The organism is Bradyrhizobium sp. B124, assembly GCF_038967635.1.
Taxonomy (GTDB): Bacteria; Pseudomonadota; Alphaproteobacteria; order Rhizobiales; family Xanthobacteraceae; genus Bradyrhizobium.
This window is the reverse complement of the sequence record NZ_CP152413.1, coordinates 1367532-1392546: the sequence shown is the minus strand read 5'-3', so window position 1 is coordinate 1392546 and position 25015 is coordinate 1367532. Positions and strand designations below refer to the sequence as shown.

The 25015-nt window shown below is 65.6% G+C and carries 23 protein-coding genes; 10 read left to right on the top strand and 13 right to left on the bottom strand.

Features of this window, described 5'->3' with window-relative positions; genetic code table 11:
- Positions 1–37 precede the first annotated feature (37 nt).
- Positions 38–1366 carry an MFS transporter gene (locus AAFG13_RS06430; protein WP_312011639.1) on the bottom strand — a complete coding sequence of 443 codons (1329 nt, stop codon included), beginning with the start codon at positions 1364–1366 and terminating at the stop codon, positions 38–40.
- 333 nt (positions 1367–1699) lie between these two features.
- On the opposite strand from AAFG13_RS06430, the gene AAFG13_RS06425 reads away from it, so the two are divergent.
- A complete protein-coding gene (locus tag AAFG13_RS06425) occupies positions 1700–2638 on the top strand; it encodes a LysR family transcriptional regulator (protein WP_212314945.1) in 939 nt (312 codons plus the stop codon).
- 3 nt (positions 2639–2641) lie between these two features.
- Here AAFG13_RS06425 and AAFG13_RS06420 read toward each other — a convergent pair whose 3' ends face one another.
- Complete coding sequence (locus AAFG13_RS06420) at positions 2642–3835, bottom strand: GNAT family N-acetyltransferase (protein WP_212314943.1); 1194 nt, start codon at positions 3833–3835, stop codon at positions 2642–2644.
- 132 nt (positions 3836–3967) lie between these two features.
- On the opposite strand from AAFG13_RS06420, the gene AAFG13_RS06415 reads away from it, so the two are divergent.
- A complete protein-coding gene (locus AAFG13_RS06415) occupies positions 3968–5032 on the top strand; it encodes a polysaccharide deacetylase (RefSeq protein WP_342711479.1) in 1065 nt (354 codons plus the stop codon).
- Here AAFG13_RS06415 and AAFG13_RS06410 read toward each other — a convergent pair.
- Positions 5029–5238 (bottom strand): DUF2842 domain-containing protein, encoded by a 210-nt coding sequence (locus AAFG13_RS06410; protein ID WP_342711478.1) that lies wholly within the window; start codon positions 5236–5238, stop codon positions 5029–5031. The two genes, AAFG13_RS06415 and AAFG13_RS06410, sit on opposite strands and share 4 nt — an antisense overlap.
- 192 nt (positions 5239–5430) lie before the next feature.
- Here AAFG13_RS06410 and AAFG13_RS06405 point away from each other — a divergent pair, with 192 nt between their 5' ends.
- Positions 5431–6516, top strand: a complete 1086-nt coding sequence (locus tag AAFG13_RS06405) for a COX15/CtaA family protein (protein WP_342711477.1) — start codon at positions 5431–5433, stop codon at positions 6514–6516.
- A 4-nt stretch (positions 6517–6520) separates the two neighbouring features.
- On the opposite strand, the gene nadC is transcribed toward AAFG13_RS06405, so the two are convergent.
- The 8 genes from nadC to AAFG13_RS06365 form a co-directional block, all read right to left on the bottom strand.
- Positions 6521–7372: a carboxylating nicotinate-nucleotide diphosphorylase gene (gene nadC / locus AAFG13_RS06400; protein ID WP_342711476.1), complete on the bottom strand. Its 852-nt coding sequence runs from the start codon at positions 7370–7372 to the stop codon at positions 6521–6523.
- Positions 7369–8919 (bottom strand): L-aspartate oxidase, encoded by a 1551-nt coding sequence (locus AAFG13_RS06395; protein ID WP_342711475.1) that lies wholly within the window; start codon positions 8917–8919, stop codon positions 7369–7371. Before AAFG13_RS06395 ends, nadC begins: the two co-directional genes overlap by 4 nt.
- Positions 8916–9902 carry a quinolinate synthase NadA gene (gene nadA, locus AAFG13_RS06390; RefSeq protein WP_342711474.1) on the bottom strand — a complete coding sequence of 329 codons (987 nt, stop codon included), beginning with the start codon at positions 9900–9902 and terminating at the stop codon, positions 8916–8918. The genes AAFG13_RS06395 and nadA overlap by 4 nt, the downstream gene beginning before the upstream one ends.
- Before the next feature lie 54 nt (positions 9903–9956).
- A complete protein-coding gene (locus tag AAFG13_RS06385) occupies positions 9957–10916 on the bottom strand; it encodes a hypothetical protein (RefSeq protein ID WP_212314936.1) in 960 nt (319 codons plus the stop codon).
- A 14-nt stretch (positions 10917–10930) separates the two neighbouring features.
- Positions 10931–11335 carry a hypothetical protein gene (locus AAFG13_RS06380; RefSeq protein ID WP_212314934.1) on the bottom strand — a complete coding sequence of 135 codons (405 nt, stop codon included), beginning with the start codon at positions 11333–11335 and terminating at the stop codon, positions 10931–10933.
- Positions 11336–11491: 156 nt separating this feature from the next.
- Positions 11492–12772 carry an O-acetylhomoserine aminocarboxypropyltransferase gene (locus AAFG13_RS06375; protein ID WP_212314932.1) on the bottom strand — a complete coding sequence of 427 codons (1281 nt, stop codon included), beginning with the start codon at positions 12770–12772 and terminating at the stop codon, positions 11492–11494.
- Between the two features lie 148 nt (positions 12773–12920).
- Positions 12921–13505 carry a CoA-binding protein gene (locus AAFG13_RS06370; protein WP_342711473.1) on the bottom strand — a complete coding sequence of 195 codons (585 nt, stop codon included), beginning with the start codon at positions 13503–13505 and terminating at the stop codon, positions 12921–12923.
- A 106-nt stretch (positions 13506–13611) separates the two neighbouring features.
- Positions 13612–14439: an enoyl-CoA hydratase gene (locus tag AAFG13_RS06365; RefSeq protein WP_212314928.1), complete on the bottom strand. Its 828-nt coding sequence runs from the start codon at positions 14437–14439 to the stop codon at positions 13612–13614.
- A 70-nt stretch (positions 14440–14509) separates the two neighbouring features.
- On the opposite strand from AAFG13_RS06365, the gene AAFG13_RS06360 reads away from it, so the two are divergent.
- The 5 genes from AAFG13_RS06360 (at position 14510) to AAFG13_RS06340 (ending at position 17777) form a co-directional block, all read left to right on the top strand.
- Positions 14510–14938 (top strand): PaaI family thioesterase, encoded by a 429-nt coding sequence (locus AAFG13_RS06360; protein ID WP_092114693.1) that lies wholly within the window; start codon positions 14510–14512, stop codon positions 14936–14938.
- A 153-nt stretch (positions 14939–15091) separates the two neighbouring features.
- A complete protein-coding gene (gene rplM, locus AAFG13_RS06355) occupies positions 15092–15556 on the top strand; it encodes a 50S ribosomal protein L13 (RefSeq protein ID WP_050405657.1) in 465 nt (154 codons plus the stop codon).
- Entirely contained in the window at positions 15556–16032 is a 477-nt protein-coding gene (gene rpsI, locus AAFG13_RS06350) for a 30S ribosomal protein S9 (protein ID WP_092114692.1), read from the top strand. The genes rplM and rpsI overlap by 1 nt, the downstream gene beginning before the upstream one ends.
- Positions 16033–16278: 246 nt before the next feature.
- The gene (locus tag AAFG13_RS06345; protein WP_212314926.1) at positions 16279–17496 is read left to right on the top strand and encodes a GGDEF domain-containing protein; all 1218 of its coding nucleotides are present in this window, start codon (positions 16279–16281) and stop codon (positions 17494–17496) included.
- 44 nt (positions 17497–17540) lie between these two features.
- Positions 17541–17777: a hypothetical protein gene (locus tag AAFG13_RS06340; protein ID WP_212314924.1), complete on the top strand. Its 237-nt coding sequence runs from the start codon at positions 17541–17543 to the stop codon at positions 17775–17777.
- Here AAFG13_RS06340 and AAFG13_RS06335 read toward each other — a convergent pair.
- The gene (locus AAFG13_RS06335) at positions 17770–18933 is read right to left on the bottom strand and encodes an AI-2E family transporter (protein WP_229168347.1); all 1164 of its coding nucleotides are present in this window, start codon (positions 18931–18933) and stop codon (positions 17770–17772) included. The genes AAFG13_RS06340 and AAFG13_RS06335 overlap by 8 nt on opposite strands.
- A gap of 276 nt (positions 18934–19209) precedes the next feature.
- On the opposite strand from AAFG13_RS06335, the gene AAFG13_RS06330 reads away from it, so the two are divergent.
- On the top strand, positions 19210–19980 hold the full coding sequence (locus AAFG13_RS06330; protein ID WP_342711471.1) for a gamma-glutamyl-gamma-aminobutyrate hydrolase family protein: 771 nt from the start codon (positions 19210–19212) through the stop codon (positions 19978–19980).
- A gap of 63 nt (positions 19981–20043) precedes the next feature.
- Here AAFG13_RS06330 and AAFG13_RS06325 read toward each other — a convergent pair whose 3' ends face one another.
- Complete coding sequence (locus tag AAFG13_RS06325) at positions 20044–22338, bottom strand: NF038122 family metalloprotease (RefSeq protein WP_342711470.1); 2295 nt, start codon at positions 22336–22338, stop codon at positions 20044–20046.
- A gap of 336 nt (positions 22339–22674) precedes the next feature.
- On the opposite strand from AAFG13_RS06325, the gene AAFG13_RS06320 reads away from it, so the two are divergent.
- The gene (locus AAFG13_RS06320; RefSeq protein ID WP_342711469.1) at positions 22675–24948 is read left to right on the top strand and encodes a PAS domain S-box protein; all 2274 of its coding nucleotides are present in this window, start codon (positions 22675–22677) and stop codon (positions 24946–24948) included.
- The last annotated feature ends 67 nt before the right edge of the window (positions 24949–25015 follow it).

Here is a 25015-nt window from a genome sequence, read left to right as displayed (position 1 = left end):
GCTTTGGAGGCCGCTTCACATGCTTCCTGATGGCGCCTCAGTGCGCCATCATCGGCTCGCGCATCGATCGCTCGAGGACCGGATCGATCCGCAGCCTGATCGTGACCAGCGCGCCGATCAATCCGACGACCGCGAGCAGCAACAGGCCTGCGGTGAATCCACCGGTCAGGTCCTTCAGATAGCCCATCGCGAACGGGCCCGCGAAGCCCGACAGATTGCCGAGCGAGTTGATCGCGGCAATGCCTGCCGCGGCCGAGGCGCCGTTCAGGATGCTGGCCGGCATCGGCCAGAACATCGGCGGCACCGCCGAAACGCCGATCTGCGCGAGGCAGAGCAGGCCGATGATCAGCACCGGGCTTGAGACCAGTCCGGCCAGGCCGATGCCGACAGCCGCCAGCACCAGTGCGCCGGCGACATGGTAGCGCCGCTCACCGGTCTTGTCGGAATGGCGGCCGAGCAGCACCATGCCGACCGCGCCGAATACGAAGGGTAGCGCTGCGATCAGGCCGGTCTGGGTGTCCGTGACGCCAAACGCCTTGATGATGGTGGGCAGGAAGAACGCGACGCCGTAGCTCGCTGCATTGAGGCAGAAGTAGACGAAGGCGCAGGCCAGCACACGCGAATCGGTGAGCGATTGCAGCACCGAGATGTGCTCCACCGCTTCCTTCTTCTGCCGCTCGATCTCAAGGGTGTTCTGGACCCATTTGATCTCGTCGGGCTGCAGCCAGCTCGCCTGACGCGGGAAGTCGGGCAGGAAGGCCAGCACAGCGAAGCCGACCAGGACCGACGGCAGCGCTTCGCAGATGAACAGCCACTGCCACCCCGTCAGGCCGCCTCCGGACAGGTTGAGCAGCAGGCCCGAGATCGGCGCCCCGATGATGCTCGAGATCGGGATCGCGAGCATGAACAGGCTGATGACGCGGGCCCGATAGATCGTCGGGAACCAGAGCGTCAGGTAGAAGATGATGCCGGGGAAGAAGCCGGCCTCGCAGGCGCCGAGCAGCAGGCGAAGGAAGTAGAAGATCCACTCGCTCGAGAGACCGCTCGCCGCGGACATCTGTGGGATGAACGCGAATGCCGCCGAGACGATACCCCAGCTGATCATGATGCGGGCGATCCAGCGCCGCGCGCCAAACCGTTCCAGAAGGATGTTGGAGGGCACTTCGAAGAAGAAGTAGCCGACGAAGAACAGGCCCGCGCCGAGCCCGTAGGCGGCTTCGCTGAGGCCGAGCGCCGTATTCATGTGCAGCTTGGCGAAGCCGACATTGACGCGATCGAGATAGGCCACGAAGTAACACAGGATGAGGAACGGAATCAGCCGCCGCATCATCTTTCCGATTGCGCGCTTCTCGATATCGTCGCTCATCGTTCCCATCCCTTCCGGTTTTTCGATTCGGCGCACGGTAATCGCGCTGTCCGGGCGGCACCTTCGTGCGGCCGCAGCGGTCCGTCGCCTTGCCCTTGCAAGTATTGCATTCATTGTTGTGTAATCGACAGCCGCGTGCCTAATGGCATTTGGGAATGGAGCCACGGCGAAACTGTCATGATGCACCGCGGTATAAGCGCGGGAACCCCAGAGCGTTTTCCAGCGAAGTGGACACCGGTTCGCGTAAAGAAGACGCGTCAGGACAGAATTTGGAGCCCCGTTCCGATCTAATCGGAACGAAGAGGCCCTTGCCGGGCAGGATGGTAGCAGGCCGTGATCAATAACCTGAAATTGCGCCAGCTGCGCCTGCTGGTCGCTCTCGACAATGAGCGCAAGCTGCAGCTGGCGGCCGAGCGGTTGAACATCACCCAGTCTGCGGCATCGAAGATGCTCGCCGAAATCGAGGCGCTGGCGCGGGTTCCCCTGTTTGAGCGGACGGCTCGCGGCGTCGAGCCCACCGCCTATGGCTCGATCCTGATTCGCGGCGGCAAGAGCGTGCTCGCCGATCTCGACCAGGTCACCGACGAGTTCGCGGGCTACAAGTCCGGCGAGCTCGGCACCGTCTCCGTCGGAACAGTCGCCAAGCCCAGCATCGACCTGGTCGTCGACGTGATCCAGTATCTCGGCGAGAAGCTGAACCGGGTGAACATCTCGCTCGATGTCAGCACCAGCCCGCCATTGATCACGCGTCTGCTCGCGCTCGAGTTCGACTTCGTCGTCGCCAGGATTCCGGCCGGCATCGACCCCCGGCAATTCGACTATTATGAGATCGGCGCAGAAGAGGCGGTGCTGCTGGTTCGTGCCGAGCATCCATTGGCCGGCCGCGAGACCGTCGAGCTGGAGGACATGGCCGACCAGCAGTGGATTTGCCAGCCGCGGGAATCCTTCATGCGCCAGGCGCTGGAGAGGCTGTTCATGAGCCGCGGCGTGACGCCGCCGCGCCGGGTCATCAACACCGAGTCGTTTTTCGCCTCGGTCGGGATTGCCGCCGGCATCGACGCGGTCGTGCCGGTTCCCATGCTGGTGTTCGATCTGGTCGATCCGCAGCGGTTCAAGATGCTGCGTCTTCGCGACCGGCTCCTGCTGGAGAATTATGGCCTGATCAAGCTGCGCAAGCGTGCGCTGTCACCTGCCGCGGCGCTTCTATTCGACGCGATGAGGCGGCTCGGCGTACCGAGTGGCGGCGCAGAGCAGGGTGAAGCGGCGAGCTGAGGCTCAGCGGAACATGCTGCGCAGGTTCTGCGCGATCTCGAACAGCGCCGGATTTTGCTTCACGGCGCGCTTGGCGCGGCTGATGGCCGACAGCGCGCTCGCAGCCGGCTTGCCGCGCAGGCTGAGCGGAATGAAGCTGTCGACGATCGCTTCGTCGTCCTTGCAGAACAGCCGCTTGTACTCGTCCGAGCCGATGCCAAGATCGAAGGCGCGGTAGTTCAGGCCGGCATGACGATCGATGATGTCGCGCATCAGGATCAGGCCGGGGCTGAACTTGGAATTGGCCGACATCGTATAGGTGTTGAACATCATCGAGAACCGATGACCGTCGGAGACGCCGGCGAAGATCGCGATCACTTCCTCGTCGCACTCCAGCGCGTGGATGTCGATCGCATAGCCCTTGCCGTCGGCACGCGGCGCAAGGCAGGCGCTGCGGATGAACTGCTCGACGCCGGGCTCGGCGAATACGTCGGGCAGCTTCTGCTCGGCCATGCGCTGCGGCTTGATGCGGAAGAACCAGTCGAGCAGGCGGCAGACGTCGGCGCTGTCGGCCGCGACATGATAGCGGTAGCCGGGCAGCGCCTGCAGCTTGCGCTCCTTGCCCTTGAGGCGGCGGCGGAACGAGTTGCTGATCAGCGCCGCGGGTGCCGCGCCGGGCTCAATCACCAGGAGCGGGCAGTCGTTCACCGAAGCCTGGTGCGGCAGCAACGCCAGCGGATTGGGCTGGTCCTGCCAGCGCAGCGGCTGCTGACACAGCACGAGCGCATCGACGCGAGACCGCTCGGCGATCGATCCGGTCAGCGCCGTGATGTCGGCCTCGGTTGCGTTGGCGGCGAAGTCCTTGTCGTACAGCGCCATGTTGAAGGTCGCATGCTTGCCGCCCATGAAGCTCGCGCAGCTCGCGCCCAGGCGGGACTCGATGGCGAGCGGCAACAGCAGCAGCGGACGGCGTTCGCTGTCATGGGCGACGACGATGAAGGGCCGCAGGCCCTCGCGCTCGCCGACCTGGCGTTGCCAGTTGGCGAGGAAATCGAAGCGCTGATAGGGCGTGTAGCTGTGTTGCGGTGTCTCGAGACTGCGCCAGGTCGCCTCGGCCGCAGTGAGGTCATGAAAGATGTCGACGCCAGCAACGCGGACTGCGTTCGGCCATGGTCGCGTCCCCGCCGTCTGGCCTTCAACTGCCGCCGCCATGATCATCTCGGAGCCCAAATTTTTTAAGGTATTAATTTACAGGTCTCGGCTGCGGCCGACCTTCGCAGGGAAATGTCAACAAAGAGTAATAACAATGCCGCGGCGGGGTGTGGGAACCGCCGGGCAGAGGCGGGGATCTTGACGCCGGACAACGGGATTTTGCGGCGGGCCCGGATGGAGCTCGCCTATTTCAGCGGCGCCTTCAGGCTGCGGGAACACGAGGCCGGGGGCGCCGGGGTGATCCTGCGCTTCGCGCGCGTCCGTCCTGCGCGCCGGGGCCGGTTTCAGCCGCTGAAATCCCAGGAGATCACGCCTGCCTTCCTCGATCGCACCCTCCGCGCGCTGAAGCGCTGGAAGTACGACATCGTCGGGATCGACGAGGCCTGCCGCCGCGCGGTGACCCTGCCGGAGCGCCGCCGCTTTGCCTGCCTGAGCTTCGACGGTGCGACCAAGGACTTCGTCACGTATGGCTATCCCGTGCTCGCCAAGCACCGCGTCCCCCTCACCCTCTATCTGCCGACGGCTTTCCCGGATGGCGTGGGCACGGCGTGGTGGCTGGTGCTCGAGGACATCATCGCGCGCGAGAACCGCATCAGCCTGATGATCGACGGCAGGGAACGGCACTTCGTGGTCACGAGCCTGTCGGACAAATACGAGCTGTTCGATTTCCTGTCCGGCTGGCTGCGCAAGCTGTCGCCGTCCGATCTGTCCTATGCGGTGAACGATCTCGGCCGGCGCTATTCGGCCGATGCGGCGCAATTGTCACGCGGCGCGTCGCTCGACTGGCAGGATCTGGCGAAGCTGGCGGCTGATCCGAACGTGACCTTCGGCAGCGCGACGGTGAATTATTCCGTCCTGTCGAGCCTCAGGGATGCCGACGCGCAGCGCGAGATGGCGATGGGAAAGGCGGTCGCCGAGAGCGCGCTGGGGCGGCCGATCAAGCATTTTGCATTCCCGTTCGGGGACCGCGACGCGTTCCGCCGTCCGCATGTCGTGATGGCCGAGGAGGCCGGCTTCGCCAGCGCGGTGTCGACCATATCAGGTGTGGTCGAGGCGCAGGGGCGCACCAATCTCCACGCATTGCCGCGCATCGCATGGGACGGCCGTGTGCGGTCGCTGCGGATGATGCGCGTGCTGCTCTCGGGCGTGATGTTCGCACCGGTTCGGCCAACGCGGCATGCGCGCGACGAGGGCGCGATCTAGGCGCTGTCGGGCCGCGACATCCAGGAGACGATCGGCATCGCCGGCAGCACCCAGCCGAGCCCCGCGACGACGTAGAAGATCGCCTGCAGCAGCCCCGAATTGGCGAGCCACGGGGTCTGGGCGACCGTCATGCCGAGCAGCGACCACACCACGACCAGGATCAGCAGGGCGATGGTTCCGAGCAATTTGCGGGTGCGTATGGCCATGGCGGATATGTATGACTCGTGATCCAGAGCGTTTTCGAGCGAAGCGGACATCGGTTCGCGCAAAGTAAACGCGTCAAAACAAAGATTGCTGAGGCCTCGTTCCGACCGACCGGAACGAGGCCTCAGGCGGCGCTTGCGCCGCTTGCGGGCCGGACTATAAGGGGCCCGAAAATCCAATCAAGTCAGGGCGAAATGGCCGGTATTTCCGCACAACCATCGCAGCTCCGCGCCGTCAGGGTCTGGCTGATCGCGGTCGCCGCCCTGATCGCGCTGATGGTCTTGGTCGGCGGCGCCACGCGGCTCACCGAGTCCGGCCTGTCGATCGTCGAATGGAAGCCGGTGACCGGCGCGCTGCCGCCGCTGACCGAGGCGCAGTGGACGAAGGCCTTCGAGGGCTACAAGACCATCCCGCAATATCGCGAGCTCAACGCCGGGATGACGCTCGAGCAATTCAAGACGACCTTCTGGTGGGAGTGGAGCCACCGGCTGCTCGGCCGGGTGATCGGCGCCGCCTATCTGCTGCCGTTCCTGTATTTCCTGTGGCGCGGCGTGGTGAGCGGCGAGCTCGGCCGGCGGCTGTGGGTGATCTTCGGCCTCGGCGCGCTGCAGGGCGGCGTCGGCTGGTGGATGGTGGCGTCCGGCCTCTCGGAGCGCGTCGAGGTGTCGCAATATCGGCTGGCGACGCATCTGGTGCTGGCGCTCCTGATCTTCGCGGCCATCGTCTGGACGCTGCGGCGCTTGACGGACCGTCCATCCGTGATCGCGCCGCTCAGGCTGAAGATCACGAGCGCGGTGCTGCTCGTGCTGACCTTCGTGCAGCTCTATTTCGGCGCGCTGGTCGCGGGCCTGCGCGCGGGCAGGGTCTACAACACCTGGCCTGAGATCGACGGCGGCTTGATTCCGTCGGCTGACCGGCTGTGGTTCGAGACGCCGTGGTGGCGCAATCTGTTCGACAACACGCTGACGGTGCAGTTCGAGCATCGCATGACCGCTTACCTGCTGTTTGCGCTGGCAATCGCGCATGCGATCGATGCGGTGCGTGCACGCGCCGGAAGTGCGGTGATCGCAGGCGCACGGTGGCTCGTTGCGGCGATCACGCTGCAGGCGACGCTCGGCATCCTGACGCTGCTGCATCAGGTGCCGATCGATCTGGCGCTGACGCACCAGGCGGTCGCGATCGTCGTGCTGACGCTCGCGGTTCTGCAAGCCGAGCGCTTCGCGGCGCGTCGGACCGAACGGGACCAGCCGACCCTCGTTCCGGTCGGCCAGTCGCTTTGATCGATCAGGACAGATAGTCGAGCCCGATATCGAGCGCGGCCGAGCTGTGGGTCACCCAGCCGACCGAGATCAAATCGACGCCGGTGGCGGCAATCGCCGCGGCGGTCGCAGCGGTGATGCGGCCGGAGGCTTCGGTGAGCGCCTTGCCGCGCGCCATTGCCGCCGCCTGGCTGAGCTGCTCGGTCGTCATGTTGTCGAGCAGGACCGCGTCGACGCCGAGTGCCAGCGCCTCTTCAAGCTGCGCCAGTGTGTCGACCTCGACCTCGATTTTCACGAGATGACCGGTATTGGCCTTGGCGCGTTCGATCGCAGGGCGGATGCCGCCGGCGAGCGCGATGTGGTTGTCCTTGATCAGCACGGCATCGTCGAGACCGAAGCGGTGATTGCCGCCGCCGCCGGCGCGCACCGCGTACTTCTCCAGCGCGCGTAGTCCCGGCGTGGTCTTGCGGGTGCAGACGATCTGCGCGCGCGTGCCAGCGACAGCCTTGACGAGCGTGGCGGTCGCGGTCGCGACGCCGCTCAGATGGCAGAGGAAGTTGAGCGCGGTGCGCTCCGCGGTGAGCAGGCTGCGGGCCGGACCGTCGATGATCGCGATGACCTGGTCGGGTTCGACCGCGCTGCCGTCAGGCCGCTCGGCGCGCAGCTCGATCGCCGGCGACACCGTCTGGAACGCGGTGCGTGCGATGTCGAGCCCGGCGATCACGCCGGGCTGCCGCGCCCGCATCACCAGCCGGGCCTGCTGGCTGGCCGGCACGATGGCGTCTGCCGTGATATCGCCGGCGCGGCCGAGATCCTCGCGCAAGGCGGTTTGCACGATCGGCTCATACAGCAGCGGCAACAGGGGATTGAGGGTCATGAGCGGGCACTCCTGGTTGGTAGCTTGGATTCAACGATGTCGTGCGCGGCGGCGAGCGCCTCGGCACGGGTGAGGGAAGACGGCGCCGCCGACAAAGCGGTGTGCGGGAAATCGGTGCGGAAATGACCGCCGCGGCTTTCCTCACGCCTGATGGCGGCAATCGCGATCATCAATCCGACCAATGCTGCGTCGGATGCCGCACTCGGACTGCGCGCGAGCGGATAGAGGCTCCGGATCGCGCGTGCGATCCCGTCGCGGTCGCGCAGCACGCCGAGCCCCTGGGTGAGGATCGGACGCACGGCGGAGGGATCGGCGGCGGCCGGCAACGTGTCGTCGTTCAGCATGGCGCGCGGACCCGCGCTCACGCCTTCGATGCTCTCGGCGACCCAGCGCGCGCAGACGATCGCTTCCATCAGCGAGTTGCTGGCGAGCCGGTTGGCGCCGTGCAGCCCGGTGCGCGCGGCCTCGCCGCAGGCCCACAGGCCTTGCACCGTGCTACGGCCATAGCCGTCAACCGCGATGCCGCCCATGTGGTAGTGGACCGCCGGCCGGATCGGGATCGGATCCGTGACGGGATCGATGCCGGCCATCTTGCAGAACGCGCTGATCACGGGATAGCGCTGCGCAAAATCCGCGCCCGGATGCTTGCGCGCATCGAGGAAGGTGCGATGTCCCGCAGCGCGGTGACGCCAGACCGCGCGCGCGACGATGTCGCGTGGCGCAAGTTCGGCGCCGGGCTGGTCGGCCATGAAGCGCCGGCCGGTCTCGTCGATCAGGGGCGCGCCATCGCCACGGATCGCCTCGGTCAACAGCGGCATCGGCCGTGACGGCCCGTCGAAGGCGGTCGGATGAAACTGGACGAATTCGAGATCCGACAGTTTTGCGCCAGCGTGGGCCGCGAGCGCGAGCCCCTGGCCGAAACATCCGCCGGGGTTGGTGCTGTCTGAAAACAGCCCGCCGATGCCGCCGGTCGCGATCACGACGCGGTTGGTGACGATCGTCAGCGCACCGCGGTCGCTGGCTGCGAGCACGCCCCTGACGGCATTGTCCTCGACGAGCAGCCGGCGCGCCTCGACGCCTTCCAGTAAGGTGATCGACGGCGTCTGGCGGACCGCCGCGATCAGCGCGCGCATGATCTCGCGGCCGGTGCCGTCGCCGGTGGCGTGCACGATGCGGTTGCGGCCGTGCGCGGCCTCGAGCCCGAGACGCCAGCTGCCGTCGGCGCGCCGGTCGAAGGCGACGCCGAGCTCGGCGAGATGCTCCACGGCGGCAGGCGCGGCATGGACGATCCGGGATGCTGCGGCCGCATCACAGAGGCCGGCACCCGCAGCAAGAGTATCGGCGAGATGGAGGGCAGGGGTGTCATCCGCGCCGACCGGCGCGGCGAGGCCACCCTGCGCCCACATGCTGGAGGCTTCCGCGCCGAGCGGCGATTTCGACAGCAGCACGACCGGCTCGGGCGCCAGTTGCAGTGCGGTCATCAGCCCGGCGGCGCCGCCGCCGATGATGACGGGGCGGCCGCTGAGATCGGAGATATCGGTACTCATATCGCCAGCATCCTTTCGACGCTCCTGCGCGCGCGATCGGCGATCGCGGGGTCGATCGTGACCTCGTGCTGATTGGCCTCCAGCGCGTGGCGGATGTTCTTCAGCGTGATCCGCTTCATGTGCGGGCACAGATTGCAGGGGCGGACGAAGTCGACATCGGGATTGCGGGCCGCGATGTTGTCGCTCATCGAACATTCCGTCAGCAGCACGACCCGCGGCGGACGTTTGGTCTCGACGAACGACTGCATCGCTGCCGTCGACCCCGAAAAGTCCGCTTCGGCGACCACCTCGGGCGGGCATTCCGGATGCGCCAGGATGGTGACATCGGGATAATTTTCACGCAGCTGGCGCACGTCATCGGCGGTGAACAGCTCATGCACCTCGCAGTGGCCCTTCCAGGCGATGATCTTCTTGCTGGTCTGCTTGGCGATGTTCTGCGCGAGATATTCATCCGGCAGCATGATGACGCGTTCGACGTCGAGCGATTCCACGATCTTGAGCGCATTGCCTGACGTGCAACAGATATCGGACTCCGCCTTCACCGCGGTCGAGGTGTTGACATAGGCGATCACAGGCGCGTCCGGGTAGCGAGCGCGCATCAGCCGCACGTCCTGTGCCGTGATGGAATCCGCCAGCGAGCAACCGGCCTTGAGGTCGGGGATCAACACGGTCTTGGCCGGGTTCAACAGCTTCGCCGTCTCGGCCATGAAGTGCACGCCCGCGAGCACGATGATGTCGGCGTCGACCTTGGTCGCTTCACGCGCGAGCAGGAGGCTGTCGCCGACAATATCGGCGACGCCGTGGAAGATCTCCGGCGTCTGGTAGTTGTGTGCCAGCACCACCGCGTTGCGGCGGCGTTTCAGGTCGAGGATCGCATCAACGTCCTCGGCGAAAGTGGCCCATTCGAACGGTGGGATGACGCGCTTGACGCGCTCATATATCGGCGCGGTGCGGGTGAGCAGATCGGTATCGAGTGCAACCATTTATACTCTCCTTGAGCATAAGATGGCTTATACTTATCCTGAGCATAAGGCGTGTCAAGTGCGCGAAAGCGGGAGCTTGGTGCCGACGACGGCCCGTTCGGCCAAGACGGCATGGCGGAAGCGGAACAGCTTGGCCGGCCGTCCGACGGTATCGGCGGCCATTGCGCCAGTCTCTTCAACGAGTTCCTGCTGCTCCATGAGCCGGCGGAAGTTCTGCTTGTGGACCAGCCGGCCTGCGAGGGCTTCAACACTGCGTTGCAGTTGCAGCAGGGTGAATTCGGCCGGCATCAATTCGAATACCACCGGACGGTATTTGATCTTGGCGCGCAGCCGCGCGATTCCGGTCGCGAGGATGCGGCGATGATCCGCCGTCATCGGCTTGCCCGGCACGATCGGCGCCTCGCGGTCATGCGCGCGCCCGGCTTCCGGGATCAGCAACGCCTCGTACAGCAGTTCGTAACGCTGCAACACCAGTTCTTCGTTCCAGTCGCGGTCATCGAGACCGAAGGTGATCGCGCAGCGCTGCCAGCGCTCGCGCTGCAGCGTGGGTGACGGGGCCGCCTTCGCCCACGTCTTCAGCTTCGGTGCGATCATCTTCGCAAGGCAGACCGGCGTGCCGGCGCGATGATCCTCCCAGGGGAAATAGTCGTACCAGCCGGACCAATGCGCCTCAAAACCTTCGCCGACCTGGTCCTCGCGGGTCAGGCCGAGATAGCTGATCGAGACGCTGTGCGGCGTCCTGGCGTCGCCGGACCGGCCGCGGTCGGCAAAGGTGTAGAGCTGCTCGACATAGCCGAGCGGATGGCCGGTCTGCGCCTCGACCCAGGCCCGCAGCGCGGTCTGCAGCGAGCGGTGGGTGAACTCGAACGGGCCGCTCGGCAGCGCGGAGCCGCCGGCGATGGTCATGATCTTCGGCGTGCCGTCGGTGACGGCGACCAGCACCGCGACGAGGTCGGCGGTGACAGCATTGCCCGAAGCCGGTGCGCTGGTTTTCTTCTGCGGCGATCTGGCCACGCGCGCGTCCCGGGCTAGCAGTAGCCGTAGACGCCGCAGGCGTAGGGCAGGCGGTCCCAGTAGGTCACATAGGCGCCGCCGTAATAGGGGCCGTAATAATTGTAGGAGTGCCAGTTGCCGTAATAGCCGGGTAATGACGACGATCCAGGCAGCAGCGGCTCACCCTGCATGTACGGGACGTACGGCTCTGAGTTGAGCGGGATCACCGTGGGCTCGACGACCACGAGCTGGCGTCCGCGCCGCACATAGGTCGGTGACGTAATGGTGGTGCGGTAGGCGTAGTGCCGGCGCGGCAGGCCCGCCGGCAGCTGGCGCGCGGCCTTGACGGTGGCGCGTTTGGTGACGACAGGGCCGTCGGCGGCGTCAGCGGGCGAAATCGCAAACAGCGCGATCGCGAGCGGCAATATCCAGCGCAGCATCAATGGTCTCCCGAATCATCCGGAGCCTATCACTGCCACTTTATGCCGGATTGAGCGTTAACGAGAGACCCGTCGGTATTAAGCGTTAACGAGACGGTTGTTTCGGGCAAGGTTGCCGGAGCGATGCGGGCGGACCGCTCCGGAACCAAGGCGGGATCAGGCGCGCAGGGCCTGGTCGAGGTCCGCGATCAGGTCTTCCTTGTCCTCGATGCCGATCGACAGCCGCACCACCTCGGGCGCGGCGCCCGATTTCACCTTGGCGGCGTCGTCGAGCTGGCTGTGGGTGGTGGAGGCCGGGTGGATCACCAGCGAGCGGGTGTCGCCGACATTGGCGAGGTGCGAGAACAGCTTCAGGTTCGACACCAGATTGACGCCCGCGTCATAGCCGCCCTTGAGGCTGAAGGTGAACACCGCGCCGGCGCCCTTCGGCGCATACTTGCGCTGCAGGGCGTTGTACCTGTCGCCGGGCAGGCCGGCGTAATTCACGGCTGACACGGCGGGGTGGGTGGAGAGGAATTCCGCCACCGCCTTGGCATTGTCGCAGTGCTTCTGCATGCGCAGCGGCAGCGTCTCGATGCCGGTCAGGATCATGAAGGCGTTGAACGGCGACAGCGCGGGGCCGAGGTCGCGCAGGCCGAGCACGCGGCAGGCGATCGCGAAGGCGAAATTGCCAAAGGTCTCCTGGATCCGGATGCCGTGATATTCCGGCCGCGGCTCGCTCAGCATCGGATATTTGTTGTCCTTCGACCAGTCGAAGGTGCCGGCGTCGACGATGATGCCGCCGAGCGAATTGCCGTGACCGCCGAGAAATTTCGTCAGGGAGTGCACGACGATGTCCGCGCCATGGTCGATCGGCTTGATCAGATAGGGCGAGGCCAGCGTGTTGTCGACGATCAGCGGCACGCCGGCCTTGCGCGCGACGGCCGCGATCGCCTCGATATCGGTGATGCTGCCGGCAGGGTTGGCGATCGACTCGATGAAGATCGCCTTGGTATGCGGCGTCACCGCCTGTTCGAAGCTTGCGACGTCGTCGGGATCGGCCCAGGCGACGTTCCAGCCGAACGCCTTGAAGGCGTGGGTGAACTGGTTGATCGAGCCGCCATAGAGTTTTCGCGCAGCGATGATTTCGTCGCCGGGCCGGAGCAGTTGTTGCAACACCACGAGCTGCGCGGCGTGGCCGGAGGCAACCGCGAGCGCTGCCGTGCCGCCCTCGAGCGCTGCGACGCGCTCCTCGAGCACGGCGTTGGTCGGGTTGCCGATGCGGGTATAGATGTTGCCGAAGGCCTGCAGGCCGAACAGCGAAGCCGCATGGTCGGCGTCGTTGAAGACGAATGACGTGGTCTGGTAGATCGGCGTCGCCCGCGCGCCGGTGGTGGGATCAGGCTGTGCGCCGGCGTGCACGGCGAGGGTGGAAAATCCCGGAAGGCGATCGGTCATTCTTTGTATCCTGTTGTGGCCTGGTCGAAACGCGCGGCATGCTGATGGCGGCGGCGCTCGCCGTCAAGCGAGTTGGGGACGCCGCCATTCTTTGGAATGGGCATCCTACGCCATACCGGACAAGCGGAACGATTATTCCGCCGCGATGTCAGGTCGTCTCGGTCTTGTTTTTCGCGGCGCGGTCCGATGCCGCAGTCTGGCCGCCGCCAAAGCTCGTGCGGTTGAGTGACAGCCGCATGCCCTGCGTCGGAATCGGCGCGCGCTTGGAGCTTAACGTGCGCGAGTTGACGCCCATCCAGGAGATCTCCGACGACAGCCGGCCATACTCGATCTTCGGACAGCGATTCATGACCACCTTGAGGCCCGCGGCTTCCGCCTTCTCGGCGGCGGCATCGTCGCGTGCGCCGAGCTGCATCCAGATCACCTTCGGCAGCGGCGACAATTTCAGCGCCTCGTCGACGACCGGCATGATGTGGCTCGAATTGCGGAAGATGTCGATCATGTCGATCGGGCGATCGATGTCCGCGAGCGACGCGACGAACGGTTTGCCCATCAGCGCCTTGCCGACATGGCCGGGGTTGACCGGGATCATGTCGTAGCCGCGCTGCGCCAGATATTTGAACGCGAAATAGCTCGGCCGCACATTGACCGGCGAGGCGCCGACCATCGCGATCGATTTGACGCTGTTCAGGATGCTGCGGATGTAGTTGTCGTCGTAGGCGTCGTGGTTCATTTGTCTTCCGGGTTTGTCATTCCGGAGCTCGCGAAGTGAGAACCCGGAATCTCGAGATTCCGGGTTCGATGCTGCGCATCGCCCCGGAATGACGCCCAAGAGGGCGTCACTTGTCATGCCATTTCGGGTCGCGTTTCTCGATGAAGGCGCCGATGCCTTCCTCGGCGTCGCGCGCCATCATATTTTCGGTCATCACCTCAGCGGCGAAGCGATAGGCCTCAGTGAGGCTCATCTCGGCCTGGCGATAGAACGCCTCCTTGCCGAGCTTGACGGTGTAGGCCGATTTCAGCGCGACCTTTTGCGCCAGCGCGATCGCGGCGTCGCGTTCGGTGCCGGCCGGCACCACGCGGTTGACGAGGCCGATGCTCTGCGCCGTTGCCGCCGAGACCGGTTCACCGGTCAGCAGCATCTCCATCACCTGCTTGCGCGGCACGTTGCGCGACAGCGCCACCATCGGCGTCGAGCAGAACAGCCCGATGTCGACGCCCGGCGTCGCAAACGCCGCCGCTTCGGAGGCGACCGCGAGATCGCAGCTCGCGACGAGCTGGCAGCCGGCGGCGGTGGCGATGCCCTGGACGGAGGCGACCACTGGCTTCGGCAGGTGCACGATCGCCTGCATCACCGCGCTGCAGGCGTTCATGATCTCTGCGAAATAGGCGCGGCCGCGGTCGGCGTCGGTGCGGCGCGCGGTGAGCTCCTTGAGGTCATGGCCGGCGCAGAAGGCCGGGCCGTTGGCGGCGAGCACGACGGCACGGATGCTCTTGTCAGCGCCGATATCGTTCAGCGCCGCGTGCAGCTCGCCGATCAGGCCCTCGGAAAGGCTGTTGCGCGCCGCGGGGCGATTGAGCGTCAGTAACGCGATACTGCCCACGGTCTCGCGCAGCAGGATCGGCTGGTGTTGCGGCGCTTCCGCGCGGGCGGCTTGGGCGGACATGGTGAAATTCCACTTTGGTCTGTATGACAACTTAATGTAACAGGCAGGCTGAAGCGAGGGCAGGGGCGGCATGGCGATTGCGAAAATGAGCGTGGCTGATCTGGAGGAGTTCCTGCGCAAGGAATTTCCGCAGGCATTCACCCACGACGACATCAGGATCGAAAGCGCCGACGGCGAGACGGCTTTGCTGCGCCAGCGCTACAGCGAGCGCATGCTGCGGCCGGGCGGCACGGTGTCCGGACCGACCCTGATGGGGCTGGCGGATTTCGCGATGTACGTGGTGCTATTGTCGGCGATCGGGCCGATCGGCCTTGCCGTCACCACCAACCTCAACATCAACTTCCTGCGCAAGGGCCAGCCAGGGCAGGACGTGCTTGCGGTCGCCAGGCTGCTCAAGCTCGGCAAGCGGCTTGCGGTCGGCGAGGTGAACCTGCTGTCCGGCACCTCTCCGGATCCGATCGCCCATGTCACGGCGACCTATTCCATTCCAAATCAATAGGCTTTTTCGCGGTATTATTACACCATATTTACAAGCTATTGTTTTCGTTGATTTAAATCGCGCGCGCCGACGTTGACGCGCGCCCGCGGCTTCTCTAGAAACCCCCGCAGTTCGGCGCATACGGCGCCGATTTCCTCTTCACGGATTTCACACATGAGCACGTTCTCGGCCAAGCCCGCCGAAGTGACGAAGAAGTGGGTCGTGATCGACGCCAAGGGTCTGGTCGTCGGTCGCCTCGCCACGCTCGTCGCGATGCGCCTGCGCGGCAAACACCTGCCCACCTACACCCCGCATGTCGATTGCGGCGACAACGTCATCATCGTCAACGCCGCGCATGTGGTGCTGACCGGTCGCAAGCGCGACCAGAAGGTCTACTACAAGCACACCGGCTTCATCGGTGGCATCAAGGAGCGCACTGCGAAGCAGATCCTCGAGGGTCGCTTCCCCGAGCGCGTCGTCGAGAAGGCGATCGAGCGCATGATCCCGCGCGGTCCGCTCGGCCGCATGCAGATGGGCAATCTGCGCGTCTATCCGGGTGCCGAGCATCCGCATGAGGCCCAGAGCCCCGAGAAGGTCGATATCGCCTCCCTGAATCGCAAGAACACGAGGGCCGCATAATGTCCGATACTTTGCAGTCCCTCGACCAGCTCTCGCAGGTCAAGCCGGCGGCTCCCGATGCGCCGAAGTACGTCAAGAAGGTCGACAAGTTCAACCGCGCCTACGCCACCGGCAAGCGTAAGGACGCGGTCGCCCGCGTCTGGATCAAGCCGGGCGCCGGCAAGATCTCGGTCAACACCCGCGACATCGAAATCTACTTCGCCCGCCCGGTGCTGCGCATGATGATCCAGCAGCCGCTGGTCGCTGCCGCCCGTAACGGCCAGTACGACGTGATCTGCACCGTCGCCGGCGGCGGTCTCTCCGGCCAGGCCGGTGCGGTCCGCCACGGTATCTCGAAGGCGCTGACCAACTTCGAGCCCGAGCTGCGCGGCGTCCTCAAGAAGGGCGGCTTCCTGACCCGTGACTCCCGTACGGTCGAGCGCAAGAAGTACGGCAAGGCCAAGGCCCGCAAGTCCTTCCAGTTCTCGAAGCGCTAATTCGAGTCCTCAAATTCGCGGCAATTGCCGCGTGCATCGAGTTGCAGAGGGCGCCGCGAGGCGCCCTTTTTGCTGCGCTCGACCGGGCGTGCTTCGACGCGAATTAGCGCAGTTTTTCATGAAAACTTGCGTGTGCGTGCAAACGAAATTGGAACTCGGGCCTTCTAGCTTGCGGGCTCGCACTGGCGCTGCATCACCGTATTATTTGCGCCTGCGAACGTTGCATCACCGGGCTGGGGTGACTCTATGTCGTTCGATCCATCGACGCTTTATCTGTTCGCCACCATGGTCGCGGGCATGCTCGGCGCCATGCTCTGGTTGTTCGGGAGGCAGGAGAACATTGCCGCGCTGAAATGGTGGGGCACCGCCTATCTGCTCGGCGCGGCCTCCGTCGCGCTCTGGACGGTCGGCAGCTCGACGCTCGATCCGCTCGTCTTGCTGGGTCTCAATGCGATCGGCTTCGCTGCCTGCGGCATGGTCTGGAATGCAGCGCGTATCTTCCACGGCCGCAAGGCCAACCTGCCGGGTCTCGTACTCGGCCCGATCGTGTGGATCGGCGCCGCGACGTCAATCGCGGATCCGGCGATGCGCCTGACGATCGGCGCCGGGATCGTCGCGATCTACGCCGCGCTGACCGCCTCCGAACTCTGGAGCGAGCGCCGCCGTTCGATGCAGAGGCGCTGGATTGCGATCGCGATCCCGGTCGCTCATGGCTGCGTCCTGATGCTGCCGATCCTGGTCGGCGACGTGCTGCGGCTGAACGGCCAGAACTTCGTCAGCAGCTTCTGGGTCACGCTGTTCTCGATCGAACTCGTTCTGTACGCGATCGGCACGGTGTTCGTGATCTTCATGATGGTGTCGGACCGCGCGGTCGCCGTTCACAAGACGGCCGCGTCGATCGATCCGTTGAGCGGCATGCTCAACCGCCGCGGCTTCACCGAGGCCTGCACGCGGGTGATCGAGCGGGAGGCCACGGCCGGCCGGCCGGTCACCGTGATGATCTTCGACATCGACCACTTCAAGTCGATCAACGACCGGTTCGGCCATCCCGCGGGTGACGAGATCCTGAAATTGTTCTCCGCCGTGGTCGTCAACAGTCTCAGGATCAGCGATCTGTCGGGCCGGATCGGCGGCGAGGAATTCGCGGCGCTGCTGCCGTGCTCGCTGGAGGAGGGCGTCTTGGTCGCCGAGCGCGTCCGCGAAGCGTTCGAGAACAGCAACATCAGCTGCGAGGACGGCGCGGTCGACACCACGGTCAGCATCGGCGTGGCCGGTGGACCCGCCGGGACCGAGCTCGAGGTGCTGCTGGCGTCGGCCGACACCGCGCTCTACCAGGCCAAGCGCAGCGGTCGCAACCGCGTCGAGGCAGCGGAGGAATTGCCGCTGTCGCTGGAGAACTGGCGGCGCAAGACCGCCGGCCTGCCGGCATCGGCGCGGCAAAAGCCGGCGCCTGCCCGCGCGTGAGCGCGGTAACGACTGGTTAACCATTCGATCCCATGCTTTCGGGCGTGGAGTCGATCAGCACCCGCAACCCGCATTCAGCCCTGATGTCGCTCGAAGCCGACGCGGCATCGGCGCGCAGCGGCTTCGCCTGCCTGTTCTCGGACTCCGATGAATACGAGACCGCGCTGATCGCCGAACGCCGCGCGCAGGGACGATACCAACCGGCGAGGCGCCGCTGGCCGATCATGATGCTGGTCGGCGTAATGCTGATGGTCGTCGGTACCGTCCTGCTGTTCAACTGAGCTGCGGCACGTTCGACGGAGCGGGTGTCTGCGCCGGCGCCTGATCTTCCGCCTTGAAGTGGTCGATCATCACCTTGGCGATCGCCATCAGCGGCAGCGCCAGCGCGAGCCCCCAGATGCCGAACACGACGCCGAGCAGGATCTGGAACGCGAACAGCGTTGCCGGCGGGATGTCGAGTGCCTGGCGCTGGATGATCGGCGTCAGCACGTAGCTTTCCAGCGCGTGGACGCCGAGGAACAGAATGAAGGCGGACAGCGCCGCGATCCACCCGGTCGCAAGGCTCGCCAGCACCACGATCAGCCCGCCCAGGATCGCGCCGACCGTCGGGATGAAGGCGAGCAGGCCGGCCTGGATGCCGAGGATGAACGAGCTCGGAATCCCGATGATGGCGAGCCCGATCCAGGTGACGAGGAACACCGCGGTCATGGTGATGATCTGCGCGATCAGCCAGCGCTCCAGTGTCTCGCCGATGCGGTCGACGATGACGGTCGCCTGCGCGCGGTATTTGGCCGGCGCGATGAACAACAATCCGGCGCGGTAGATGCTCGGCTGGGCCGCGAAGGCGAGGCCGAGGAACAGCACGATGAAGAAATTGCCGACGACGCTGACGGTGCCGAGCAGCACCTTCAGCGTCTGACTGATGATGGCGCCGCCGCTCGAGGCCAGCGCGCCGGCGCCGGGGATGCCATGCGACTGCGACGCTGGCGGTGTCGTCGTCGTCACGGCGGAGCCTTCGCCCTTCGCCTCGCCGGCGGCATTGGTGAAGTCAAGATAGCTGGTATCGACGCCGCGCTGCTCGAGGAACTCCTTGACGTTGCCGAGCTGCGATTTGATCGTGTTGCTCAGCACCGTGGCCTGCTGCGCGATCGTGGTGCCGCCGAGGAACACGATGCCGGACAATAGCCCGGCCATCGCCAGGCAGACGATCGCAAGCCGCAACGCGTGAGGCAGCGCGGTCAGCCGGCCGAGCAGGGTGGTCATGGCATTGAGGGCGACCCCGAGCAGCATGCCCGCGAAAAGCAGGAACAGGGTCGCCGCGAACTGCCAGGCGAAGGTCAACAGGGCGGCGAACAGCACGATGCCGATGCCGCCGACGGCGATCGCCCACGCCATGTCGTTGCGGGCCTGCAGGCGATTGTCAGCCGGGTCTGTCACGGGTGATTCCCCCTTCGCGACGGTGTCCGGCAGTCTTTGGCGAAAATCCCGCCAGGATCAAGCTGGGCGGACCGTGCCGGTTTGCCGCTGACGCGCCGTGGTCCGGGCGCGACCGTGGGGCGCCAGGCCGGATTTGAGGCCTCGAGGGCTGCGAATCTGTGCAGGACTGCAAGGTCCCCTGTGCAGATATAGGCAGTTGATCCGGGGAGAACTCGAAGGCATGATCGTCTCCGCAAAGTCGCAAACTTAGAATAATCATTGCGCGAGACTTCAATAATGAGACGGCCCGTGGTCGGCGTGATCGGAAACGCCCATCGCATTGAAAATCGTTTCACAGTCCAGATGGTCGGAGAGCGCAACCTTCGCGCGGTTGCCGAGGTGTCGGGTGCCGTGCCCTTGATGTTCGCGGGCAGCCCCGAAATCACCGATGTCGGTGCCTTGCTCGACGTGGTCGACGGCGTGGTGCTGACGGGGGCGCGTGCCAACGTTCATCCGACCCGCTTCAACACCGAGCCTTGCGCCGCCCACGAGCCCTACGACATCCACCGCGACGACGTCGCGCTGGCGCTGTCGGAGGCCTGCGTCGCGCGCGGCGTGCCGATCTTTGGCATCTGCCGCGGCCTGCAGGAGATGAACGTCGCCTTCGGTGGCTCGCTGCATCCGGAGATCCGCGAGATCCCGGGCCGCATGAACCACCGGATGCCGCGGCTGGAGAACGGCGAGATCCATCCCGATCCCACCGTCGTGTTCGCCGACCGTCATGACGTCGCGCTGACGCCGGGTGGCGCCTTCGCAAGGATCCTCGGCTGCGAGTCCATTCGGGTCAATTCGCTGCACGGCCAGGGCATCCTCGAGCCCGGCAGGCGCGTCGTGATCGAGGGCATCGCCGAGGACGGCACCATCGAGGCGATCCGCATCGCCGATGCTCCGGGCTTTGCGCTCGGTGTGCAATGGCACGCCGAATACGATCCGCAACGCAACCCGATCAACCGCGCGCTGTTCGAGGCATTCGGCGACGCACTGCGCGAGCGGCGGCGGGCAGCGTAGCTAGCCCGCTCACCGCACAGTTTGGGCAGCGGTATGTCAGGCGCGAACGTGTTTCAAGCGAGCCTAGACCAGATGAAACCCGCTGCTGGTGTCGGGCACCGGCGGGTAGGGCGTGCCGGCGGGCAGGCCGAGATAGAGATATTCGAGGCCGTAAGCCGCCGCGAAGCTCGACGCTGCGGCGTCGAGGACGATGTTGCCCGCTGTGCCGAAATGCAGCTCGGGACGGGCCAAGCCGTCTGCCGAGAAGGCCGGCGCATCGTTGACGGACAGGCCGTTGAAGCTCGCATTCACATGCGAGAGATCGGCGGCGTTGCCGGCAAGGTCGGCGATCGCAGCGCCGTTCGCGTTGAGGCCTATCACTGCAAGCGTCGCGGTGGGATTGTCGGTCCCTGAGACGAGATAGTCGAAGGCGAGCTTGGTTGGATCGTGCAGCGCCGCGGTCGCTACCGCATCAAAGATCGCGTTCGCGCCGTTGTTGAGCGTGAGCGTCGGTGTGCCGCCGGACACCGTGACGGCTTCGTTGAAGGCCAGTGTCAAGGCGACGGACGCGCCAGCGGTCTCGATGCCGGTCGCCGGTGCCGCGCTGACCCCGGAGGACTCCGGCGCAGTGGTGTCAATCTGCAGGATGCCGCCGGGATTGGTCACCGCACCGATAAGGCTCGCATGATGGCCGTAGCTGTCTGTCAGCGACGCGCCGTGCAACAGAAAACCTGATACCGCGAGATCGGCGGTGTTGTCGCCGGCAGCGACAGTGAAGCTGAAGGTCAGGGCGTCGCTGCCGCTGCCGCCCGTAAAGGTCGCGACACCACCGTCGTTGAGCAGCAAGGTCGGCGTACCGGCGGAGATGTCGACATTGACGGCGTCGCTCAAGTTGAGGGTGAAGGTCACGGCATGGCCGGCATTGAGGTCGCCATTGCCGCCGGAGATGCCGGCGCCGCTGGTCGCAACCGACAGCACCGACGGCAGCAGGAAGATCGCGGTGCCGCCAAAGCCGTCGCCGCCGACACCAAAGGTCTGGCCGGCGAAATTGTCGTTCGGATCGAGCTGGAAGTCGAAGGTCCTGTTGTGCTCGGCGAGCTCGAGCACGTTGCCGGGCAGCAGCGTGACCGCGGCATTGCCGCCGATGTTGACGCCGTACAAATCGATCGTGTCGCCGATGGCAAAGCCGCTGATGATGTTGGCCGGCGGCGTGTGCCCGTCGATCTCGAGCGTGCCGCCTGCGCCCTGGAACACGATCGGTGTGCCGCCGGTCACGGCGCCGCTCGCGATGTCGACCAGCCCGCCTGCGATGGTCACGCCATCGGCCGAGCCTCCGGAATCGATGGTCAGCGTGCTGCCGGCATCGACGATGATGCCGTAGATCGCGCCGCCGCTGTCGATCTCGGCATTGCCGCCATCAAGCGCAACGGCGGTTGCGTTACCCGCGACGCCGAGCGTGCCGCCCGCCTGCACGACGAGGTTGTTGGCGGTATGGCCGGCTGCGACGAAATAGATCTCGCCGTTGAATACGAAGTTGTCCGGCGCCGACGGATTCCATCCAAGCGTCTGCATCTGGATGAAATCAGTCTGGGTAAAGCCGTTGATGACGCCGGAATTGCTTTCATTGTTGAAGGCGTCATCGCCGAACGGGCCCGGACCCCCGCCGGAGCCGAAGCCGGAATCCCAGTCGCCGAGATCGCCCTTGGCGATGTGGTTGTTCCAGCTTGCAAGGCTGGTCGCGCCATTGTCGATCGAGAAATAGCCGGTGGAATGGACAGGGCCGGGCGCAAGCTCGCGGACGCCGGGCGCCGAGAAGCGGAACAGGTCGGGGACGCCCCAGCCATTGGCATAGTGCTCGCCATTGACGCCGAGCAGCGAGTCGCGGCCCAACACCTCAGTGATCTCGTGCTCGATCGAGCCGACGAGATAGTATTGATTGCTTCCCGGCGTGGCCGTCGGGTCGTAGGACCAGTTCGCCGCGGCATCGAAGCCGACCCAGCCGTCATTGGCCGGGTCCTTGGCGCCGATCAGACCGAGCGCCTTGGCTTCCGCGCGCCCGATATCGAACGTTGCACCGCCGGTCGGATCCGATGCGGGCAAGGTCGCGAAGGCCGCGAGCTGGGCGCTGGAGGTGCCGTCTTCGATCAAGGCATCCTTGATCGTTGTGTAGTCATAGGCCGGCGCCTTTGCCTCCTCGCTTTCACCAAGGAAACCGGACGCGATCGCGGAGCCGCCGACCTCGCCCCAGCCGACATGGATGCTGAGGGTGACGTCATTGGTGAAGGCGGTGTCGAACAGGTTGACGACATAGGCGACCGCGGTCTTGAAGCCTGACGGCGCGGACGCGACGCTCGGGTCGTAGATGACGTTGATCTGCACCGATGCCTCCCGGGAGACGGCGAGCGACTTTGCGGAGCGCAGGCGGCTCGTGCGCACCGGCGACCGCGCGAAGATGCCCTAAATCGGGGCCGCCGGCTTGGACTCCCGGGCGCCGGAGGCGGTTCAACCGGCATCGGCGGGCGTTCTCCGTACTTATACGGATACGAAAGTGGCGGATTGCAGAGCCGGACTCGGCTAAGCAAGAAGGCGCAAGCCACCCGATATTGTCCCGGCGCCGACGATCCTTTTCGATATTGTTTTGCTTTTCCATTTTCCGGTGCAACTGCTCACGATGAGTTGGTCGGGATGAATTTGTCGGGCCGACTGGCGGCCGGGATGATGCTTCCCGTCGTCACAATCCTGCTCGCGTTGGGCTTCATCCATGGCGTCGCCTGGCCGGGCATTCTGCTCGCCGGTGGTGTGGTTTCGGTGGTGTTGATGACGGCTGAGATGATTGCGAGGTCGCAGTCCAGAACCCCCGCCCAGTTGGTGCGGGCGGCGGAGGCGCTGTCGCGCGGCGAGCCGGTCTCGATACGCCCGAGTGGCGACGATGAGGCCGCTCAGCTCGCTGCGACGCTTGCCGAACTGTCCGCGCAATTGGGCAGCAGGCAGCACCTGCTGGAGAAGACCGTCGAGAGCATCCGCGATCCGGTGGTGGTCGCCGACGAGCACGCGATGATCGTGATCGTCAACGCCGCGGCGCGGCGGCTGTACCGTGTCGAACCCGGTTTTGACACCCTGACCGGCGTTCGCACCTTCCAGAACTATTTTGCTGACGGCACGACTGTCATGCCGATCGCGGAGACGCCGATGGCGCGTGCGCTGCGCGGCGATGACGTCGACGATTGCGAGCTGATCGTCAAACCCCTGCGGCCGGAACCGGCTGTCTGTCTTGTCGCCAACGCCAGGCCGCTGCGCGACGATGCCGGCAATTTGCGCGGCGCGGTCATCGTGCTGCGCGATGTCACCGCGGAGCGTCAGGCGCATCAGGCACTGGTGGAGAGCGAGCAGATGGCGCAGGCCATCGTCAGGACCGCGCTCGACGCCTTCGTTCAGACCGACCAGGACGGCATCGTGCTCGACTGGAGCCCGCAGTCCGAGGTGCTGACCGGCTGGACGCGCTCCGAGGCGGTTGGCCGGCGCGTGGTCGAACTGGTGTTCCCGGAAGAGCTGCGGGTTGCACACCGGCAGCGCATCACCCGCTTCCTGCAAGAGACCGCGACCGGTGGCATGGGCATGCGCTATGAAACCGCATCCGTGCACCGCGACGGCCACCGGTTCTATGTCGAGGTGTCGCTCAATGCGCTGCGCCGTGGCGATGGCTGGATCATCAATTCCTTTGTCAGGGACGTCACCCAGCGCCGGCGCGCCGAAGAGCAGTTGATCCAGGCGCAGAAGACGGAATCGCTCGGGCGGTTGACCGGCGGCATCGCGCACGACTTCAACAACATGCTGACCGTGATCACCGGCACGATCGAGATCCTCGCCGACGGCGTCAGGGATAACCCGCAGCTTGCCGCGATCGCCAAGCTGATCAGCGATGCCGCCGATCGCGGCGCGCAACTCACCTCGAGCCTGCTGGCATTCGCGCGCAAGCAGCCGTTGCAGCCTGCCGAGACCGACGTCAACGACCTGATCGGCGAAGTGGTGCGGCTGCTGTCGCAGACGCTGGGGTCGCAGATCGAGATCAGGACGGAGCTCGGCCGCAACGCCTGGCTCGCTTTCGTCGACCGCAGCCAGCTCGGCGCTGCGCTGGTCAATCTCGCCATCAATGCGCGCGATGCGATGCCTGAGGGCGGCACGCTGACCTTTGCGACCCGCAACATGCAGCTCGGGATTCCCGATGCCGTGGCGCACGGCGTCGAGCGCGCCGGCGACCATCTCGTGATCGAGGTGACCGATACCGGCACCGGAATTTCGCCGTCGCATCTGGAGAAGATCTTCGATCCGTTCTTCTCCACCAAGGAGGTCGGGCAGGGCACCGGGCTCGGACTCAGCATGGTGTTCGGTTTCGTCAAGCAGAGCGGCGGCGGCATCGAGGTCAAGAGCGAGCAGGGGCGCGGCACCATCTTCAGGATCTATCTGCCCAAGGCGGACGGCGTCGCGCAGCGCGCGGCCGAGGAGGACGATCTGCCGGTCAGGGGCGGCAACGAGACCATCCTGTGCGTCGAGGACGACCCGACGATCCGTGACTACGTGATGGGCCAGCTCGAAAGCCTCGGCTACAAGGTGCTGGTCGCGGCGAACGCAGATGCCGCGCTCGAGATCGTCAGCCGCGGCACCGGGTTCGATCTCCTGTTCACCGACATCGTGATGCCCGGCAGCATGAATGGCCGGCAATTGGCGGAGACGCTGATGGCCGGGCGACCGGCGCTGCGGGTGCTGTTCACCTCGGGCTACAGCGATGGCGCGCTGCCGGCGCAACAGGGCCGTGGCGGCCACGGCATTCCGCTGCTGACCAAGCCCTATCGGCGCAGCGAGCTGGCGCGGATGCTGCGGCGCTGCCTAGATCTTCAGGTCGACTTTCAGGGCGATCCGGTTCCGCAGCCTTACTCCGTGCAGCCCGATCTGGAACGCTTCCTGCGCGAGAACCCGCCCGAGAAGAATTAGTCCACCGCGCGGACCCATCGCTTTCGCAAGCCCCGACACGATGGATATCGCGGAGTTTATCGTCGGG

Coding starts and splice junctions, on each gene's coding strand:
- AAFG13_RS06430 (WP_312011639.1), bottom strand. CDS start 1,366: ATGAGCGACGATATCGAGAAGCGCGCAATCGGAAAGATGATGCGGCGG.
- AAFG13_RS06420 (WP_212314943.1), bottom strand. CDS start 3,835: ATGATCATGGCGGCGGCAGTTGAAGGCCAGACGGCGGGGACGCGACCA.
- AAFG13_RS06410 (WP_342711478.1), bottom strand. CDS start 5,238: ATGGCCATACGCACCCGCAAATTGCTCGGAACCATCGCCCTGCTGATC.
- AAFG13_RS06405 (WP_342711477.1), top strand. CDS start 5,431: ATGGCCGGTATTTCCGCACAACCATCGCAGCTCCGCGCCGTCAGGGTC.
- nadC (WP_342711476.1), bottom strand. CDS start 7,372: ATGACCCTCAATCCCCTGTTGCCGCTGCTGTATGAGCCGATCGTGCAA.
- AAFG13_RS06395 (WP_342711475.1), bottom strand. CDS start 8,919: ATGAGTACCGATATCTCCGATCTCAGCGGCCGCCCCGTCATCATCGGC.
- nadA (WP_342711474.1), bottom strand. CDS start 9,902: ATGGTTGCACTCGATACCGATCTGCTCACCCGCACCGCGCCGATATAT.
- AAFG13_RS06380 (WP_212314934.1), bottom strand. CDS start 11,335: ATGCTGCGCTGGATATTGCCGCTCGCGATCGCGCTGTTTGCGATTTCG.
- AAFG13_RS06375 (WP_212314932.1), bottom strand. CDS start 12,772: ATGACCGATCGCCTTCCGGGATTTTCCACCCTCGCCGTGCACGCCGGC.
- AAFG13_RS06370 (WP_342711473.1), bottom strand. CDS start 13,505: ATGAACCACGACGCCTACGACGACAACTACATCCGCAGCATCCTGAAC.
- AAFG13_RS06365 (WP_212314928.1), bottom strand. CDS start 14,439: ATGTCCGCCCAAGCCGCCCGCGCGGAAGCGCCGCAACACCAGCCGATC.
- AAFG13_RS06360 (WP_092114693.1), top strand. CDS start 14,510: ATGGCGATTGCGAAAATGAGCGTGGCTGATCTGGAGGAGTTCCTGCGC.
- rplM (WP_050405657.1), top strand. CDS start 15,092: ATGAGCACGTTCTCGGCCAAGCCCGCCGAAGTGACGAAGAAGTGGGTC.
- rpsI (WP_092114692.1), top strand. CDS start 15,556: ATGTCCGATACTTTGCAGTCCCTCGACCAGCTCTCGCAGGTCAAGCCG.
- AAFG13_RS06345 (WP_212314926.1), top strand. CDS start 16,279: ATGTCGTTCGATCCATCGACGCTTTATCTGTTCGCCACCATGGTCGCG.
- AAFG13_RS06330 (WP_342711471.1), top strand. CDS start 19,210: ATGAGACGGCCCGTGGTCGGCGTGATCGGAAACGCCCATCGCATTGAA.
- AAFG13_RS06320 (WP_342711469.1), top strand. CDS start 22,675: ATGATGCTTCCCGTCGTCACAATCCTGCTCGCGTTGGGCTTCATCCAT.